Origin of the sequence: Pseudomonas sp. Pse79, assembly GCF_024519615.1 — a bacterium.
In the GTDB taxonomy this organism is placed as follows: domain Bacteria; phylum Pseudomonadota; class Gammaproteobacteria; order Pseudomonadales; family Pseudomonadaceae; genus Aquipseudomonas; species Aquipseudomonas veronii.
Genome location: NZ_JALJRR010000018.1, coordinates 80,732 through 95,795, shown reverse-complemented (window position 1 = coordinate 95,795; position 15,064 = coordinate 80,732). Strand labels below are relative to the sequence as shown.

Below are 15,064 nucleotides of genomic sequence, written 5' to 3'. Positions count from 1 at the left end.
GCATCCGCAGTGCACACGCAATCATGAAAACTCCGACAGCGTGTAAAGAATAGTCCGACAGATTGGAGTTATCCCATCTTACGTAGAACGTAGACACGCCATACGCTGGAGCCAGGAATGAACTCCTGGTGATTCAGGACCTGGAACCCTGCCTGGCAGAACTCCTCCTCCACTGGCGTCCGGGAGGCGACCGACACGATCACGGTGTCGCGGCTGACCCGATGAAACTCCTGCAGCAGCGCTTGGCGCCCTTCGCTGCTGGGCACGTGGCGAAACAATTCCAGACAGAAAATGCAATCTACCGCGTTCGCCGACAAGCCGATGGAAAACGCCGAGCCCTGAAAGGTCTTGACCCGCTTGAGCAGCGCCGCCGGGTGATGGGTGCGGGCGTGGTCGAGCATGTCCTGGGAGTTATCCGAGGCGAGGATGACCCGGTTGACGTGTTCGGCCAACACCGGCCAGAACCGCCCCGAACCGCAGGCCAGGTCGAGGATCAGACCGGGCTCGCCGGCCACCTTGAGGGCATTGCGCACCAGCCGCCCGTCACGCCACGCCGCCAGACGCTGACGCAGCCCAGGCGGGCGCGTATCGCCGCAGACCCTGGCGTGCTCACGGTCACAGCGTTCGGCGTATTCAATCTCGATGGACGAAAGTGGTGGTGACAACATCACGGGCTCATGTGAGTGGAACGGTAGTGAATGACCTTGATTCGCAGCTTAACCAGTGCAACGTGAAAAAAAGGTCGAAAAAACCACCACCGTCAATCCGTTCACGCCGAGTGCAGATACCAGCGCCAGTCCTGCTCGCCCACCTCGCCCATGAACTGCCGATATTCAGCCCGTTTCACCGCCAGGTACACGCCGAGAAACTCACTGCCGAACGCCTCCCGTGCCCAGCTGGAGTCTTCCAGGGCGCGCAGGGTGGTGAGCCAATCGGTGGGCAGCAACGCGTTGGCCTGGGCGTAGCCGTTGCCTTCCACCGGAGCGCCGGGGTCAAGTCGTTCGCGGATGCCGCGGTGGATACCGGCGAGGATCGCCGCCGCCGCCAGATAAGGGTTGGCGTCGGCGCCGCAGAGGCGGTGTTCGATGTGCCGCGACGGCGCCGGACCACCCGGCACACGCAGGCTGACAGTGCGGTTGTCGACGCCCCAGGTGGCGGCCAGCGGCGCGTAGCTGTTGGTCTGGAAGCGGCGATAGGAGTTGGCGTTGGGGCAGAACATCAGCAGCGAATCGAGCAAGGTGCTGAGCATGCCGCCCACCGCCTGGCGCAGCAGCGGCGTACCGTCGGCGGCCTCGCTGGCGAACAGGTTATGGCCCTCGGCGTCCGCCAGGCTGACGTGCATGTGCATGCCGGTGCCGGCCAGGTCGTCGAACGGTTTGGCCATGAAGCACGCCGTCATCCCGTGCTTGTGCGCCACGCCTTTGACCAGGCGTTTGTAGCGCACCGCTTCGTCCATCGCTTGCAGGGCATCGGTGCGGTGTTCGAGGGTGATTTCGACCTGGCCCGGCGCGTATTCGGAAATTGCCGTGCGCGCCGGGATGCCTTGCAGTTTGCAGGCGCTGTAAAGGTCGGCGAGAAACGGCTCGATCTGCTCCAGCTCGCGCAGGCCATAGACCTGGGTCGCACGCGGGCGGCCGCCGTCCATGTCGCGCGCCGGTTGCGGGCGGCCGTTGTGGTCGGGTTTCTGGTCGAGCAGGTAGAACTCCAGTTCCGCCGCCATCACCGGGTAATAACCATCGGCCTTGAGCCCGTCGATCACCCTGGCCAGCACGTGCCGGGGGTCGGCCACGGTGGCGGGCAAACCTTCGGTGGGGTGCATGCTGACTTGCACCGCCGCCGTCGGAATCAGCCGCCATGGCATGCGCTGCAAACTGCCGCTGATCGGGTACGCACGACAGTCGATATCGCCCACCTCCCACACCAGCCCGGAGTTTTCCACGTCATCGCCATGGATGGTCAGGCCAAGGATCGTGCTGGGCAGCGGGCGGCCACTTTCATACACCGCCAGCAGTTCGTCGCGATGCAGCAACTTGCCGCGCGGCACGCCATTGTTGTCGAGGATGAACAGCTCGAACATCTCGATGTCCGGGTTCTGCTCAAGGAAAGAGCGGGCTTCGTGCAGGCTGGCAAAAACACTCATGGCAATTCTCATACGTTTGCGTCAGGCAGGCGCACAGGCGCCGCCGGGCGGATGCGCGCAGGTGCGCGTCATCCATCGGGTAGATCAACGTAGGAGAGAGGTATCTGGTGGGCGCGCATGTCGACAGTGGAACAGGGCCCAGAAAGCCAGCGCGGAGGGCAACGCCTCGACATCCGCCGGACCGCTCGGCGCGACGACGCCAGGCAGTGTCTCGGGGTAAGTGTCGGGGTAACCGTCCATGGGCGAATCACCGTGAGGGAGATGCCCGGCAGCGTCACACGCCGGGTCAGGGGCGTCAATTCAGGGTTGACGGAGTTTGGTTGCACGTTGGCTAAACATTCGCCGTCCTTGCCACCCCGCCATCTTGCTGGAAATAATGGCCGCCCGATCATGCCCAAGGACTCGACCGCATGAAAGCTCCTTTAGCCCTGTGTGTATTGGTGAGTCTGGCGACACCCGCCTTCGCGGACACGCCCCCCTCGCGCCTGGACAACGTGCTCGACAGCGGCACGCTCACCGTCTGCACCACCGGCGACTACAAGCCCTACACCTTCCTGCGTGCCGATGGCCGCTACGAAGGCATCGATATCGCCATGGCCGAGTCCCTGGCCAAGAGCCTCAACGCCAAGATCGCCTGGGTGCCCACCACCTGGAAAAGCCTGATGCCGGACTTCCTCGCGCACCGCTGCGACATCGCCGTGGGCGGTATTTCGGTGTCGCTGGAACGCCAGAAAAAGGCGTTCTTCAGCCAGTCCCTCGGGGTCGACGGCAAGATCCCGCTGGTGCGCTGCGCCGATGTGCAGCGTTACCAGAGCGTCGAGCAGATCAACCAGCCGCAGGTGCGGGTGATCGAACCGGCGGGTGGCACCAACGAAGTGTTCGCCCGGGCGCACCTGGGCCAGGCGCAACTGCGCCTGCACGACAACGTGACCATCTTCGACGAACTGCTGGCGGGCAAGGCCGATGTGATGATCACCGACGCCAGCGAGGCGCGCTTCCAGCAGAAACTCAAGCCGGGGCTGTGCGCGGTCAACCCGCAGCGGCAGATGCAATACAGCGAGAAAGCCTTCCTGCTGCCCCGCGACGATGTGGCCTGGAAAAGTTACGTCGACCAGTGGTTGCACCTGAGCGTGGCCACCGGGGTGTACGACGGCATCGTCAATCAATGGCTGGCGGCGCCCTGAGCTGCAGCCGTCTAAGCTGTGCTCACATCCATAAGAACGAGGCACGGATAATGAAGCGACTGCTCCGATTCAGCTGGCTGCTGCTGTTGGGTTTCAGCCAGGTACACGCCGCCACCTTGCCGGAGGAGGACGCCCAGGCGGCCAAGGCTCTGCTGGGGAAAGCCTTGGCCTACTACCAGAGCAATGGCGACAAGGCCTTCGCCGCCTTCAGCCGCCAGGGCGAGTTCGTCGACCATGACCGCTATGTGTTCGTGGTCGACACCCAGGGCGTGTTGCTGGCCAGCGGCGGGCCCTCCTCCGCCTTGATCGGCCGCGATGTGTCCGAAGTACTCGGGGCGGATTTGCGCCAGTCGTTCAAGGACGCGCTCAAGGCACCGGAAGGCCAGGGCATCCAGCAGGCCGACTACCGCTGGCAGAACTGGAACGACGGCAAGATCGAACACAAGCATGTGTTTTATCAGCGTGTCGGCGAACGCATTCTGGCGGTGGGCTATTACCTGCCACGGGCCACGCCGGAACAGGCGCGAGCGCTGCGGGACCAGGCCGTCAAGGCGCTGGTCAAGGATGAAGCCGGCACGCTGAAGGCGATCAACTCATTGCAGGGCGGTTTCCTGCAGGACGATCTCTACGTGTTCGTGGTCGACCTCGATACCCGGCGCTATGTCGCCCATGGCACCAACCTGCGGCTGATCAACACCGACTTCAGCAAGATCAAGGACCCCGACGGCAAGCCGGTGGGCGCACCGATCCTCAAGTTGATGGCGGAGCAGGATCAGGGTGAGTACACGTACCGTTGGAAAAACCCGGTGACCGGCAAGGTCGAGAACAAGCACGCGTATTTGCGCAAAACCGGGCATTTCATGGTGGCGGTCGGTTATTACAGCCCTTGAATTGCACAGGCGGTCAAACCGCTGGGAGCGGGCCAGCCCGCTCGCACATTTGGATGTCCAGCCGGCCCGTCAGCGGGCCTTGTCTTCACGGCCGCGCAGCATGCGATCGGGCATCGCAATCGCCGCCGCCAACCCCAGCAACGACACCGCCGCACTGACCATCAGCAAATGCCGGAACGTCACCGCCAGTTCCCCGCGCAGGGCATCCTGCGCCGGGCCTGGGGCGGCGTTCAGGCCGTCGAGCAGGACGCTGCCGGAACCGCCCTCGACCACCAGCGCGCCGCTGGCCAGGTGGGCAAAGCTGGAGTCCTGCAACAGCGCCAGCAACAACGCCGACATGCACGCCACGCCGACCGCCCCGCCCAGGGAACGGAACAGGTTAGTGGTGCTGGTGGCGACGCCGATATCGTGCTGGTCCACCGAGTTCTGCGTGCCCACCAGCGAGGTCGGGAACTGCATGCCGGCAGCGATGCCGCACAACAGCATGAACATCGCCGTCAACCCCATCGCCTGCGGCGCACTGTAGGCCATGCCGAGAATCGCCAAGGGGCTCAACACGGCGCCGCTGAGGATCAGTGGTTTATAGCGCCCGGTCACCGAGGTCATGCGCCCGGCAAAGTAGGCGCCCATCGGCAAGCCCATCGCCAGTGGCAGCAGGTGCAGCGCGGCACTGTCGGCGCCGGAACCGGTCACGGTCTGAAAGCGCAAAGGCATCAGCACCGTCAGGGAAATCGCCTGGAAACTGGTGAAAAACATCGTACACCAGCACAGCACCGCGCTGCGGTTGGCGAACAGGTGCATCGGCAACAACGGTTCCCGCGCACGCCGCTCATGCCAGACAAATATGCTCAGCGCCACCAGCGCGCAGGCCAGCAACGCTAGCACCGAGTCATTGCGCCAATCATGGCCCTGGCCGATCTCGGTGATGCCCAGCAGCAAGGCGCTCAAGCCGATGATCAGCAGCACGGTACCGAGGTAATCGATGATCGGCTTGCGTTGCGGCAACGGCAGCCCGACCAGGCTGCGATGGGCCACGTACCAGGCGCCGGCGCCCAACGGCAGGTTGATCAAAAACACCCAGCGCCAGGACAGGTACTCGGTCATATAACCGCCCAGCACCGGCCCGGCCACGCTGGCCACCGCGTACATGCCGCTGAAATAGCCCTGGTAACGCCCGCGCTCGCGCGGCGGGATGATGTCGCCGATGAACGCCTGGCTCACCGAAATCATCCCGCCGGCGCCGATGCCCTGGAGCACCCGCGCCAGCACCAGTTGCTCCATGCTTTGCGCCATGCCACAGAACAGCGACGCCAGGGTGAACAGGCCCATGCCGATCAGCATCATCGGCCGCCGCCCGTACAGGTCGCCGAGCTTGCCGTAGATCGGCACCGCCACTGTCATCGCCACCATATAGCCGGAGATCACCCAGGCCAGCAGGTTGACGTCGTGGAACCGCGCGGAAATGGCCGGCATGGACACGGCGACAATGGTCTGGTCCAAGGCACCGAGGAAGATCGCCATCATCAACGAGACGAGGATGCTGCGCACGGCAGGTACGGCTGGAGTAGGCTGATTGAGCTGAGTCACGGTAAACCTTCGAGCAAGGCCCGCAGGAAAAGGCGACCTGCGGGCATGCTCGATACGATAGCAGGCTATTCGATAGCTTCGTAAGGAAGCCCGACGTAATTTTCCGCGATGGTGGTGCGACCGGCGTGCGAGTGGATGAAGTACGCCAGTTCGCTCTCGGCAATGCGCTGGCTGAACCCGTCCGCTTCGGGAAACTGATGCAGCATCGACGTCATCCACCAGGAAAACCGCTCAGCCTTCCACACGCGTCGCAGGCAGATTTCCGAATACTTCTCCAGCAACTCCACGCGCCCCTCACGGTAGACCTTGAGCAAGATGCGAAACAGCGTGCTCACGTCGCTCGCCGCCAGGTTCAAGCCCTTGGCCCCGGTGGGTGGGACGATGTGCGCCGCATCCCCCAGCAGAAACAAACGCCCGTACTGCATCGGCTCGACCACGAAGCTGCGCAGCGGCGCGATGCTTTTTTCGATCGACGGCCCGGTCACCAACTGCTCGGCCAACTGGCTTGGCAGGCGCGTTTTCAGTTCAGTCCAGAAACGCTGGTCCGACCACTCATCGACCGACTCCTCAACGGGTACTTGCAGGTAGTAACGGCTGCGCGTCGGCGAACGCATGCTGCACAAGGCAAACCCGCGCGCATGCTTGGCGTACACCAGTTCAGGATGGACCGGCGGCGTGTCGGCCAGGATGCCCAGCCAGCCGAAGGGATACACCCGCTCGAAGACCTTCAGCGACTCGGCCGGGATCGATTGCCGGGCGACACCGTGAAAACCGTCGCAACCGGCCACGTAATCACACTCCAGGCGATAGGCTTCGCCTTCATGTTCGAACGTCAGCCAGGGTTGATCAGTTTTGAGCCCGTGGGGTTGCACCTCACGCGCGTTATACAAGGTGACGCCACCGGTGGCGGCGCGTGCGGCCATCAGGTCGCGGGTCACTTCGGTCTGGCCGTAGACCATCACCGATTGACCGCCGGTGAGCGCCTTGAGGTCGATGTGAGTCAGTTGGCCATTAAGCGCCAGTTCGAAGCCATCATGGACCAGGCCTTCCGCGTCCATGCGCTGGCTGACGCCGGCCTCGCGCAACAGGTCGACCATGCCTTGCTCCAACACCCCGGCACGGATGCGCCCCAGCACGTAATCGGCGCTCTGGCGCTCTAGAATCAGGGTTTGGATACCGGCCTGCTGCAACAGTTGGCCGAGCAACAGTCCCGAAGGACCGGCGCCGATGATGGCGACTTGAGTTTTCAGCGTTTTCATTATTTTTATGGCCCGAAAAATTCACCCGAACGGATAAGGTGAAAGAGTTGTCATTGGTCTTGTTGCTGACATTTTTCACTTGAGTGGGCGCTATAAGAAGGTGAAAACTGCGCCAAAGCCTGCGCTTTTTGCCAATCGGGGCGATTACCGAACCACTTGCCTGAGTATCGGATTGAAACTATGACCAAAACTGCCAGTTCCGCGATTCCGGTGTTCAAGCTGTACGGGGAAAACCAGCAATGGCCGACGCCGGATTTGTTGCACTGCGAAACGATTTCCCGACGCAGCCGGGACTACCAGTGGGAAATCCAGCCCCACCGGCACGCGGATCTGTGCCAGCTGTTGTACGTCCACCAAGGCCAGGCACAACTGGAAATCGAAGGCCAGCGCACCACCCTCAACGAAGCGACCTTGCAGGTGCTGCCGCCGCTGTGTGTGCACGGATTCCGGTTTGCGGAAGATGTCGAAGGCTACGTGCTGACCCTGGCGGCACCGCTGGTCAGCCACCTGCAAGCGCAGCTGGGCGCAACGGTGGACGGCCTGCAGGTGCTGGGCAGTTACCCGGCAGGCAAGGACAGCGACTATCTCAACAACCTGTTCGCCCGCCTGCAGGACGAATACGCCGATGAGCAGCCGGCCCGGGACATGCTGATGCACGCCCTGGTCAGCGTGCTGCTGGTGTGGATCAGCCGCCAGGCCATCCAGCGCCGCCACCCGCGGGCACCGCGTGGGCGCGAGTATTTCCGGCGCTTTACCCAATTGGTCGAACAGCAGTATCGCGAACACCCGAAGATTGAAGACCTGGCCCACAAGCTGGGTATCTCGGTCTCACACCTGAACGGCACATGTCGGGAATTGGGTGGGCAACCCGCGCTACAGATCATGCACGACCGCCAATTGCTGGAAGCCAAGCGCCTGCTGACCTACACCAGCATGACCATCAATGAAATGTCGGAGGTATTGGGCTTTTCCGACCCGACCAACTTCTCGCGGCTATTTCGCCGCCGGGTCGGGTTTTCGCCCAAGGCATTTCGCGAACGACTCAAGGCCGAAACACCCGAGGATTAAACGCGGGATCGTCCTTGGTTGGCCATTAGCGCAACGCGCTGAAACTGCCGGTGCGCGGAATGCATTGATCCTGATGGCAGCTGATCGCAAAGCTCGGCTGCATGCGGGTCTGCTCGACACGATAGGCGGCGGTGCCGTACAGCGCGCTGACCAAGGCGCAAAGGATGAAAATTTTCAGGTACTTTCTGGTTTTGACGGTCATGGCACAGACCTCTGAAGGACCTACTCGGTGCTGTTTAAAGCATAGGTCAGCCAGGGCGAGTTGCCATTATTGGACGCCATTCAACATCTGTATGTCGGGTCACAGGCCCCGGTCCCACTCCGGCGTTTCCGGAAACCTCAGCACCAGGAAATCCAGGAGGCTACGCAGCGCCGACGGCATGTGTTTGCGCGACGCGTACACCGCGTAGATGTTCATCTGCCGCGGTTCGGCCGCGGGCAACAGGCGCACCAGTTCGCCACGGCGGATGTGCTCGCCGGCCTGATAACTGGGCAACATCGCCACCCCCGCCCCGGCGAGCGTCACGCGTAACAGCGTGCTGGCTTCGTTGGCGGTGATATTGCCGTGGACCGGCACCGAAACATGTTCGCCGCCTTCCTCGAAATGCCACAGGCTTTTGCCGAAGTACGAGTGGGTCAGGCAGTTGTGCCGCGCCAGGTCTTCGACCTTTTGCGGCGCCGGATGCTCAAGCAGGTAGGCCGGGGTCGCGCACACCACCGAGCGACAGACCGTCAGGCGCCGCGCGATCAGGTTGGGGTCCAGGTCGTTGCTGGTGCGGATGGCCAGGTCGATGCGCTCATCCACCAGGTTGACCGTGCGATCGAGCATCTGCAGGTCGACCGTCACCAAGGGGTAGCGCCTGACGTATTCTGCGATGGCCTCGGCCAACTGCGCCTGGCCGAACGAGGTGCTGACACTCAGGCGCAGCAGGCCACGGGGCGCGTCATCCGGTTCGCTGACGGCGGCCTGCATGTCGCCGCACAGTTCCAGCAATTGCCGGCAACGTGGCAGGGTTTCCCCGCCGGCAGCCGTCAGGCTGAGTTTGCGCGTGGTGCGATGCAGCAAGCGCGCGCCGACCCAGTCTTCCAGCTCGGCCAGGTAGCGTGAGACCACCGGGCGCGACAGGTCCAGATGGTCGGCGGCGGCGGACTGGCTGCCCAGATCCACCACCGTCACAAACACGCGCATTGCTTGAAGACGATCCATGATCTGCCCGATTTTAGAAACAAACTATGTCCCAGCATCGCATTTTTTGTTGTGTTTGGTGCAACTAAGCTCTGTGCATCCTTTACCGATTGCCGGAGTTGCCCGATGTTGTCCACCCTCAAGCGCCTGACCCTGGCGACCGCCGCCCTGGCCTTCGCCGCCCAGGCGGCCGCCGCCGAGCTGACCCTCGACGTGTACAACCCCGGCGAGGCCGCGATCTTCCCGGTCAGTTCGGTACTGGTCAGCGGCGCGAAAGACGCGATCCTGGTCGACGCGCAGTTCGGCAAAAGCCAGGCCGAACACCTGGTGCAGAAGATCCGCGCCAGCGGCAAACACCTGACGACCATCTACATCAGCCACGGCGACCCGGACTACTACTTCGGCCTCGACACCCTGACCGCCGCATTCCCCGACGCCAAGGTGCTGGCCCCGCAAGCGGTGGTCGACCACATCAACGCCACCGTCGCCGGCAAACTGGCGTTCTGGGGCCCGAAAATGGGCGCCGACAAGCCAGGCAAAACCATCGTGCCGCAGGTGCTCGACGGCCACCGCCTGACGCTTGAAGGGCAATCGCTGGAAGTGATCGGCCTCGACGGCCCGCAGCCGGATCGCAGCTTTGTATGGGTACCGTCGATCAAGGCCGTGGTCGGCGGTGTGGTCGTCGCCGACAACATCCACCTGTGGATGGCCGATACTCAGAGCGCGCAGTCCCATAAAGACTGGCTGGCCACCCTACAACGCATCGCCGAACTGCAGCCGCGCACGGTGGTTCCGGGGCATTTCCTCGGCAGCCCGTCGCTGCAATCCGTGGCCTTTACCGCCGACTACATCCAGGCCTTTGACGAAGAAGCCGCCAAGGCCAAGGACTCCGCCGCCCTGATCGCGGCGATGAAAAAGCGTTACCCGACCCTCGCCGACGAAAGTTCGCTGGAACTGAGCGCCAAAGTCGCCAAGGGCGAAATGAAGTGGTGAAGCGTTTCAAACCTTAACCGTACTGGAGAATGTCATGAGCAAGATCGCAATCATTGGGGCCACCGGCCGCGCCGGTAGCCAACTGCTGGAAGAAGCGCTGCGACGCGGGCACAGCGTCACCGCCATCGCGCGCAACACTGACAAGCTCGCCGTGCGTCCTGGCGTCAGCGTCAAACAGGTCGACGCGCTGGATGCCGAGGCCTTGCAACAGGCCATCAGCGGCAGCGATGTGGTGATCAGCGCGGCGCATTTCGCCACCCTGCCCGCCAGCGCGGTGATCGGCCCGGTGAAAAAAGCCGGGGTCAAACGCCTGCTGGTGGTGGGCGGCGCGGGTTCGTTGCTGCTGCCGGGCGGCACTCGGGTGATCGACAGCGAGGGTTTCCCAGAGGCGTACAAGGCTGAAGCCAGTGCCGGCGCGACGTTCCTCGAGGCGTTGCGTCAGGAGCAGGAACTGGATTGGACCTTCCTGTCGCCATCGGCCGAATTCGTTGAAACCGAGCGCACCGGCACCTTCCGCCTGGGCCAGGATGATTTGCTGGTGAGCCGCGAAGGCCGCAGCTGGATCAGCTTCGCCGACTTCGCCATCGCGATGATCGATGAAGTGGAAACACCGAAGCATTCGCGCCAGCGTTTCACCGTCGGTTACTGAGCCGACACGATCCACCTGTGGGAGCTGGCTTGCCGGTTCCCACAGGTGGATCTTCAGCGTTACGCCTGTTGCGCCTGGTTGACCAACCACTCCATCAACGCTTCAAGCCCGGCGGACGGCTTTGTCCCCGGCGGATACACCAGGTAATAGCCCATCCCCGTCGGCACCCGCAATTCAAACGGCATCACCAAGCGCCCCGCGCTCACATCCTCGCCAATCAGCGCGCTGTCGCCAATCGCCACGCCTGAACCCTGGGACGCCACTGTCATGGCCAGATCCAGCGTCTCGAAATGATGGCCCTGGCTCACATTGCTCAAGCGCGTCTTCGCCGCGTTCAGCCATAACGCCCAGTCCCGCTCGTCCCGCGTGGGGTGCAGCAGCACCTGTTGCTGCAGGTCCGCTGGCGTATTCAACGCGCCCAGCAAGGCCGGCGCGCACACCGGGGTGAGGTGTTCGTCGAACAGATGCCGAGCCTCGGCCGACTGTTCGGCGCTGGGCGCATAGATCACCGCGGCATCGAATTGCTCGCGACGAAAGTCCACGGTGTAGGCCACGGTCGTGGTCAGCTCCACCGGCACATCCGGGCGCTCCCGCTGCCATTGCATCAAGCGCGGCAGCAGCCAGCGCATCACGCAGGTGGAAGCCTTGAGCTGCAAGGTGTCGCGGCGGCGGCCGATCTGCTCCAGCGCGTCACCGATCAGGCCGAAGACCTGCTGCACCCGCAGCGACCACTCGCGGCCTTCTTCGGTCAGGCTCAGGCCCCGCGCCTGGCGCTGGAACAAGGCATAGCCCAAATGGCTTTCCAGCCCGGCGATCTGCCGGCTCACCGCGCCTTGGGTGATGTGCAACTGCGCGGCAGCGTGGGTGAAGTTGCAGCACTGGGCGGTGACCCAAAACGTGTGCAGCGCGGGCAGCGGCGGGAGGCGTTTCATAGGGCAAGCAGCCATGACGTGAGGACATGGCTAGTATGACTTTTTATCGATTGTTGCCGCTACCGGCCAGCCGGTCCAATACCGCCTCACCTCAACCTGAGAGCGACATGTATGGCGACCTGCGGCGAAGTATTGGTCAAGCTCCTGGAAAGCTACGGCGTGGACCAGGTGTTTGGTATTCCTGGCGTCCACACCGTGGAGTTGTATCGCGGCCTGGCGCGCTCGAACATCCGCCACGTCACCCCGCGCCACGAACAGGGCGCGGGTTTTATGGCCGATGGCTATGCGCGCACCAGCGGCAAGCCCGGCGTGTGTTTGATCATCACCGGCCCCGGCATGACCAACATCACCACGGCCATGGGCCAGGCCTATGCCGACTCGATCCCGATGCTGGTGATCTCCAGCGTGCAGGCGCGCAGCCAGCTGGGCGGCGGGCGCGGCAAGTTGCATGAGCTGCCGAACCAAAGCGCGCTGGTCGCCGGCGTGGCGGCGTTCTCCCACACCGTGATGTCGGCAGCAGAATTGCCCGGCGTGCTGGCGCGGGCGTTTGCGCTGTTCCAGGCAGGACGCCCGCGCCCGGTACACATCGAAATCCCGCTGGATGTGCTGGTGGAAAACGCCGATGCGTTGCTCGGCACCTCCCCCATCAGCGTGGCGCGTGCCGGTGCGGCGCCAGTGGCGGTCGCACAGATGAGCCAACGGCTCGCCGCCGCCCAACGCCCGCTGATCCTGGCCGGCGGCGGCGCCATCGAGGCCGCCGCGGCGTTGACCCGCCTGGCCGAAACCCTCGGCGCCCCCGTGGCGCTGACCATCAACGCCAAAGGCCTGCTGCCCGCGGCCCACCCGCTGCTGATCGGCTCGACCCAGTCCCTGCTCGCCACCCGCGCCCTGGTCGCCGAAGCCGATGTGGTGCTGGCGATCGGCACGGAGCTGGCGGAGACCGACTACGACGTGACCTTCGCCGGCGGTTTCGAGATTCCCGGCGCACTGCTGCGCATCGATATCGACCCCGACCAGACCGTGCGCAATTACCCGCCCGAGCTGGCCTTGGTGGCCGACGCGCAGATCGCCGCCGACGCCTTGCTCGCCGAACTCCAGCGCCAGCCGCTGGCGCCTCGCCACAGTGCCTGGGGCGCCCAGCGCGTCGCCCGCCTGTGGGCCGAATTGACGCCGACCTGGGACGCCGCCACCCGCGCGCAAACCCGCATGCTCCACACCGTGCTGGAGGAACTGCCCGGCGCGGTGCTGGTGGGCGACTCCACACAGCCGGTGTACAGCGGCAACCTGACCCTGAACCTTGACCACCCGCGCCGCTGGTTCAACGCGTCCACCGGCTACGGCACCCTGGGTTATGCCCTGCCCGCGGCCATCGGTGCCTGGTTGGGGCGTGGCGATGGCCAGCCGGTGGTGTGCCTGATCGGCGACGGCGGGCTGCAATTCACCCTGCCGGAACTGGCCAGCGCCGTGGAGGCGCGCACGCCGATCATCGTGCTGCTGTGGAATAACCAGGGCTACGAGGAGATCAAGAAGTACATGGTCAACCGGGCCATCGAACCGGTCGGCGTCGACATTTACACGCCGGACTTCATCGGCGTGGCCACGGCCCTCGGTTGCGCCGCCGAACGCATCCAGGGCCTGGACGCACTGCGCGTGGCCTTGCGTGCCGCCGCGGATCGCCAGGGGCCGACGCTGATTGAAATCGACCAGGAACGTTGGATGCAGGAGGTAGCGGTATGAGTGCGGTCGTAAACGGTGTGTATATCAACGGTGCGTGGCGTGCGGGCCATGACGTGTTGGACGTGATCAACCCGGCCACCGAGGAAATACTCGCCCAGGTCAGCGTCGGCGATGCCCGCGCCGTGACCCAGGCGGTCGACGCCGCCAGTGCGGCGTGTGTCGGCTGGTCGCAGAGCACCGGCCGCGAGCGCGGCGCCCTGCTGCGCAAAGTGGCTCAAGGCGTGAGCGAGCAGCGTGAGCCGTTGATGCGTGTACAGTCGCGCAACAGCGGCAAACCGTTGTTCGAAGCGGGAATCGATGTGGACGACGTCATCGCCACCTTCGAGTAGTACGCCGGTCTCGCCGAGGCGCTGGACGCCGAGCAAGACCGCGCGGTGGCGCTGCCCACTGATGCCTTCAGCGCCCGCCTGCGCCGCGAACCCTGCGGCGTGGTGGGGCTGATCGTGCCGTGGAATTTCCCCATGGTCACCACCGCCTGGAAACTCGCCCCGGCGCTGGCCGCCGGCTGTTGCGTGGTGCTCAAACCGTCGGAAGTGACGCCGCTGGCGGAGTTGCAACTGGCGCAGATCATCACCGCGGCCGGCTTCCCGGCGGGGGTGTTCAACCTGGTCTGCGGCACCGGCTTGGCCGTGGGCGCCCCGCTGGCGGCGGACCCTCGCGTGGCGAAGATTTCCTTCACCGGCAGCAATGCGGTGGGCGTGCAGGTGATGCAACGCGCCGCCGAAACCGTCAAGGGCGTGAGCCTGGAACTGGGGGGCAAATCCTCGCTGCTGGTGCTGGAAGATGCCGACCTCGACCTGGCGCTTGAGCTGGCCTGTGGAGGTGGCTTTTTCAACGCCGGGCAGATGTGTTCAGCGACCAGTCGTGTGCTGGTGGCGGACAGTCTCGCGGATGAATTCCTACAGCGTTTAACTGCGCGGGCTGAAGGGATTCGCGTCGCCGACCCATTTGCCGACGACGTGGAAATGGGCGCGTTGATCAACCGCGCCCAGTACCAACGGGTGTTGGCGCATATCCAGCGCGGCGTGCAGGACGGTGCCCGCTTGCTGTGCGGCGGTGAGCGCCCGGCGCACTTGGCGAAGGGTTATTTCATTCGCCCCACGCTGTTCACCGACGTGCCGCTGGACAGCGCGTTGTGGCGGCAAGAAATCTTCGGCCCGGTGCTGTGTGTACGACGCTTTACCACGGAGGCCGAGGCCATCGCCCTGGCCAACGACAGCGATTTCGGCCTGGTGGCCAGCGTGGTCAGCCGCAACGACGAAACCGCCGCACGCGTGGCCAATGCCTTGCAGGCCGGCATAGTGTGGATCAACGCGCCGCAGGTGATCTTCCCGCAAACGGCGTGGGGCGGTTACAAGCAGAGCAGCATCGGCCGCGAACTGGGCCCTTGGGGGCTGGCGGCGTTTCAGGAGATCAAGCATGTAATCCGGTCTAACTGA

13 protein-coding genes and 1 pseudogene are annotated in these 15,064 nt (G+C 64.1%); 7 read left to right on the top strand and 7 right to left on the bottom strand.

The annotated features are described in order from the left end of the window. Nucleotides 1–68 precede the first annotated feature (68 nt). Nucleotides 69–668 carry a class I SAM-dependent methyltransferase gene (locus tag NR164_RS21535; protein WP_079443069.1) on the bottom strand — a complete coding sequence of 200 codons (600 nt, stop codon included), beginning with the start codon at nucleotides 666–668 and terminating at the stop codon, nucleotides 69–71. 101 nt (nucleotides 669–769) lie between these two features. Then, the gene (locus tag NR164_RS21530) at nucleotides 770–2,140 is read right to left on the bottom strand and encodes a glutamine synthetase family protein (RefSeq protein WP_046384337.1); all 1,371 of its coding nucleotides are present in this window, start codon (nucleotides 2,138–2,140) and stop codon (nucleotides 770–772) included. A 410-nt stretch (nucleotides 2,141–2,550) separates the two neighbouring features. Between NR164_RS21530 and NR164_RS21525 the strand changes: the two genes are divergently transcribed. Both NR164_RS21525 and NR164_RS21520 read left to right on the top strand, forming a co-directional pair. Beyond that, the gene (locus tag NR164_RS21525) at nucleotides 2,551–3,324 is read left to right on the top strand and encodes a transporter substrate-binding domain-containing protein (RefSeq protein ID WP_256823243.1); all 774 of its coding nucleotides are present in this window, start codon (nucleotides 2,551–2,553) and stop codon (nucleotides 3,322–3,324) included. 50 nt (nucleotides 3,325–3,374) lie between these two features. Next, a complete protein-coding gene (locus NR164_RS21520; RefSeq protein ID WP_046384339.1) occupies nucleotides 3,375–4,214 on the top strand; it encodes a cache domain-containing protein in 840 nt (279 codons plus the stop codon). 69 nt (nucleotides 4,215–4,283) lie between these two features. Here NR164_RS21520 and NR164_RS21515 read toward each other — a convergent pair whose 3' ends face one another. Together NR164_RS21515 and pobA are read right to left on the bottom strand one after the other, a co-directional pair. Further along, nucleotides 4,284–5,801 carry an MDR family MFS transporter gene (locus tag NR164_RS21515; RefSeq protein WP_256823242.1) on the bottom strand — a complete coding sequence of 506 codons (1,518 nt, stop codon included), beginning with the start codon at nucleotides 5,799–5,801 and terminating at the stop codon, nucleotides 4,284–4,286. Nucleotides 5,802–5,866: 65 nt separating this feature from the next. Further along, the gene (gene pobA, locus NR164_RS21510) at nucleotides 5,867–7,051 is read right to left on the bottom strand and encodes a 4-hydroxybenzoate 3-monooxygenase (RefSeq protein ID WP_256823248.1); all 1,185 of its coding nucleotides are present in this window, start codon (nucleotides 7,049–7,051) and stop codon (nucleotides 5,867–5,869) included. Nucleotides 7,052–7,240: 189 nt separating this feature from the next. Here pobA and NR164_RS21505 point away from each other — a divergent pair, with 189 nt between their 5' ends. Further along, nucleotides 7,241–8,128: a helix-turn-helix domain-containing protein gene (locus NR164_RS21505; protein ID WP_046384341.1), complete on the top strand. Its 888-nt coding sequence runs from the start codon at nucleotides 7,241–7,243 to the stop codon at nucleotides 8,126–8,128. A gap of 25 nt (nucleotides 8,129–8,153) precedes the next feature. Here the strand turns inward: NR164_RS21505 and NR164_RS21500 are convergent, their stop codons facing one another. Both NR164_RS21500 and NR164_RS21495 read right to left on the bottom strand, forming a co-directional pair. Beyond that, nucleotides 8,154–8,330, bottom strand: coding sequence for a hypothetical protein (locus tag NR164_RS21500; RefSeq protein WP_164887019.1), 177 nt, complete (start codon nucleotides 8,328–8,330; stop codon nucleotides 8,154–8,156). A gap of 99 nt (nucleotides 8,331–8,429) precedes the next feature. After that, nucleotides 8,430–9,335, bottom strand: a complete 906-nt coding sequence (locus NR164_RS21495) for a LysR family transcriptional regulator (protein ID WP_032804836.1) — start codon at nucleotides 9,333–9,335, stop codon at nucleotides 8,430–8,432. A gap of 105 nt (nucleotides 9,336–9,440) precedes the next feature. On the opposite strand from NR164_RS21495, the gene NR164_RS21490 reads away from it, so the two are divergent. Continuing rightward, nucleotides 9,441–10,307 (top strand): MBL fold metallo-hydrolase, encoded by an 867-nt coding sequence (locus NR164_RS21490; protein ID WP_256823241.1) that lies wholly within the window; start codon nucleotides 9,441–9,443, stop codon nucleotides 10,305–10,307. A gap of 34 nt (nucleotides 10,308–10,341) precedes the next feature. Next, on the top strand, nucleotides 10,342–10,956 hold the full coding sequence (locus tag NR164_RS21485) for an NAD(P)-dependent oxidoreductase (protein ID WP_017848732.1): 615 nt from the start codon (nucleotides 10,342–10,344) through the stop codon (nucleotides 10,954–10,956). Between the two features lie 59 nt (nucleotides 10,957–11,015). Here the strand turns inward: NR164_RS21485 and NR164_RS21480 are convergent, their stop codons facing one another. After that, entirely contained in the window at nucleotides 11,016–11,888 is an 873-nt protein-coding gene (locus NR164_RS21480; RefSeq protein WP_256823240.1) for a LysR substrate-binding domain-containing protein, read from the bottom strand. 111 nt (nucleotides 11,889–11,999) lie between these two features. Between NR164_RS21480 and NR164_RS21475 the strand changes: the two genes are divergently transcribed. Together NR164_RS21475 and NR164_RS21470 are read left to right on the top strand one after the other, a co-directional pair. Further along, on the top strand, nucleotides 12,000–13,625 hold the full coding sequence (locus tag NR164_RS21475; protein WP_017848730.1) for a 5-guanidino-2-oxopentanoate decarboxylase: 1,626 nt from the start codon (nucleotides 12,000–12,002) through the stop codon (nucleotides 13,623–13,625). Next, nucleotides 13,622–15,064: pseudogene (locus NR164_RS21470) on the top strand (aldehyde dehydrogenase family protein). The gene NR164_RS21475 and the pseudogene NR164_RS21470 overlap by 4 nt, the downstream one beginning before the upstream one ends.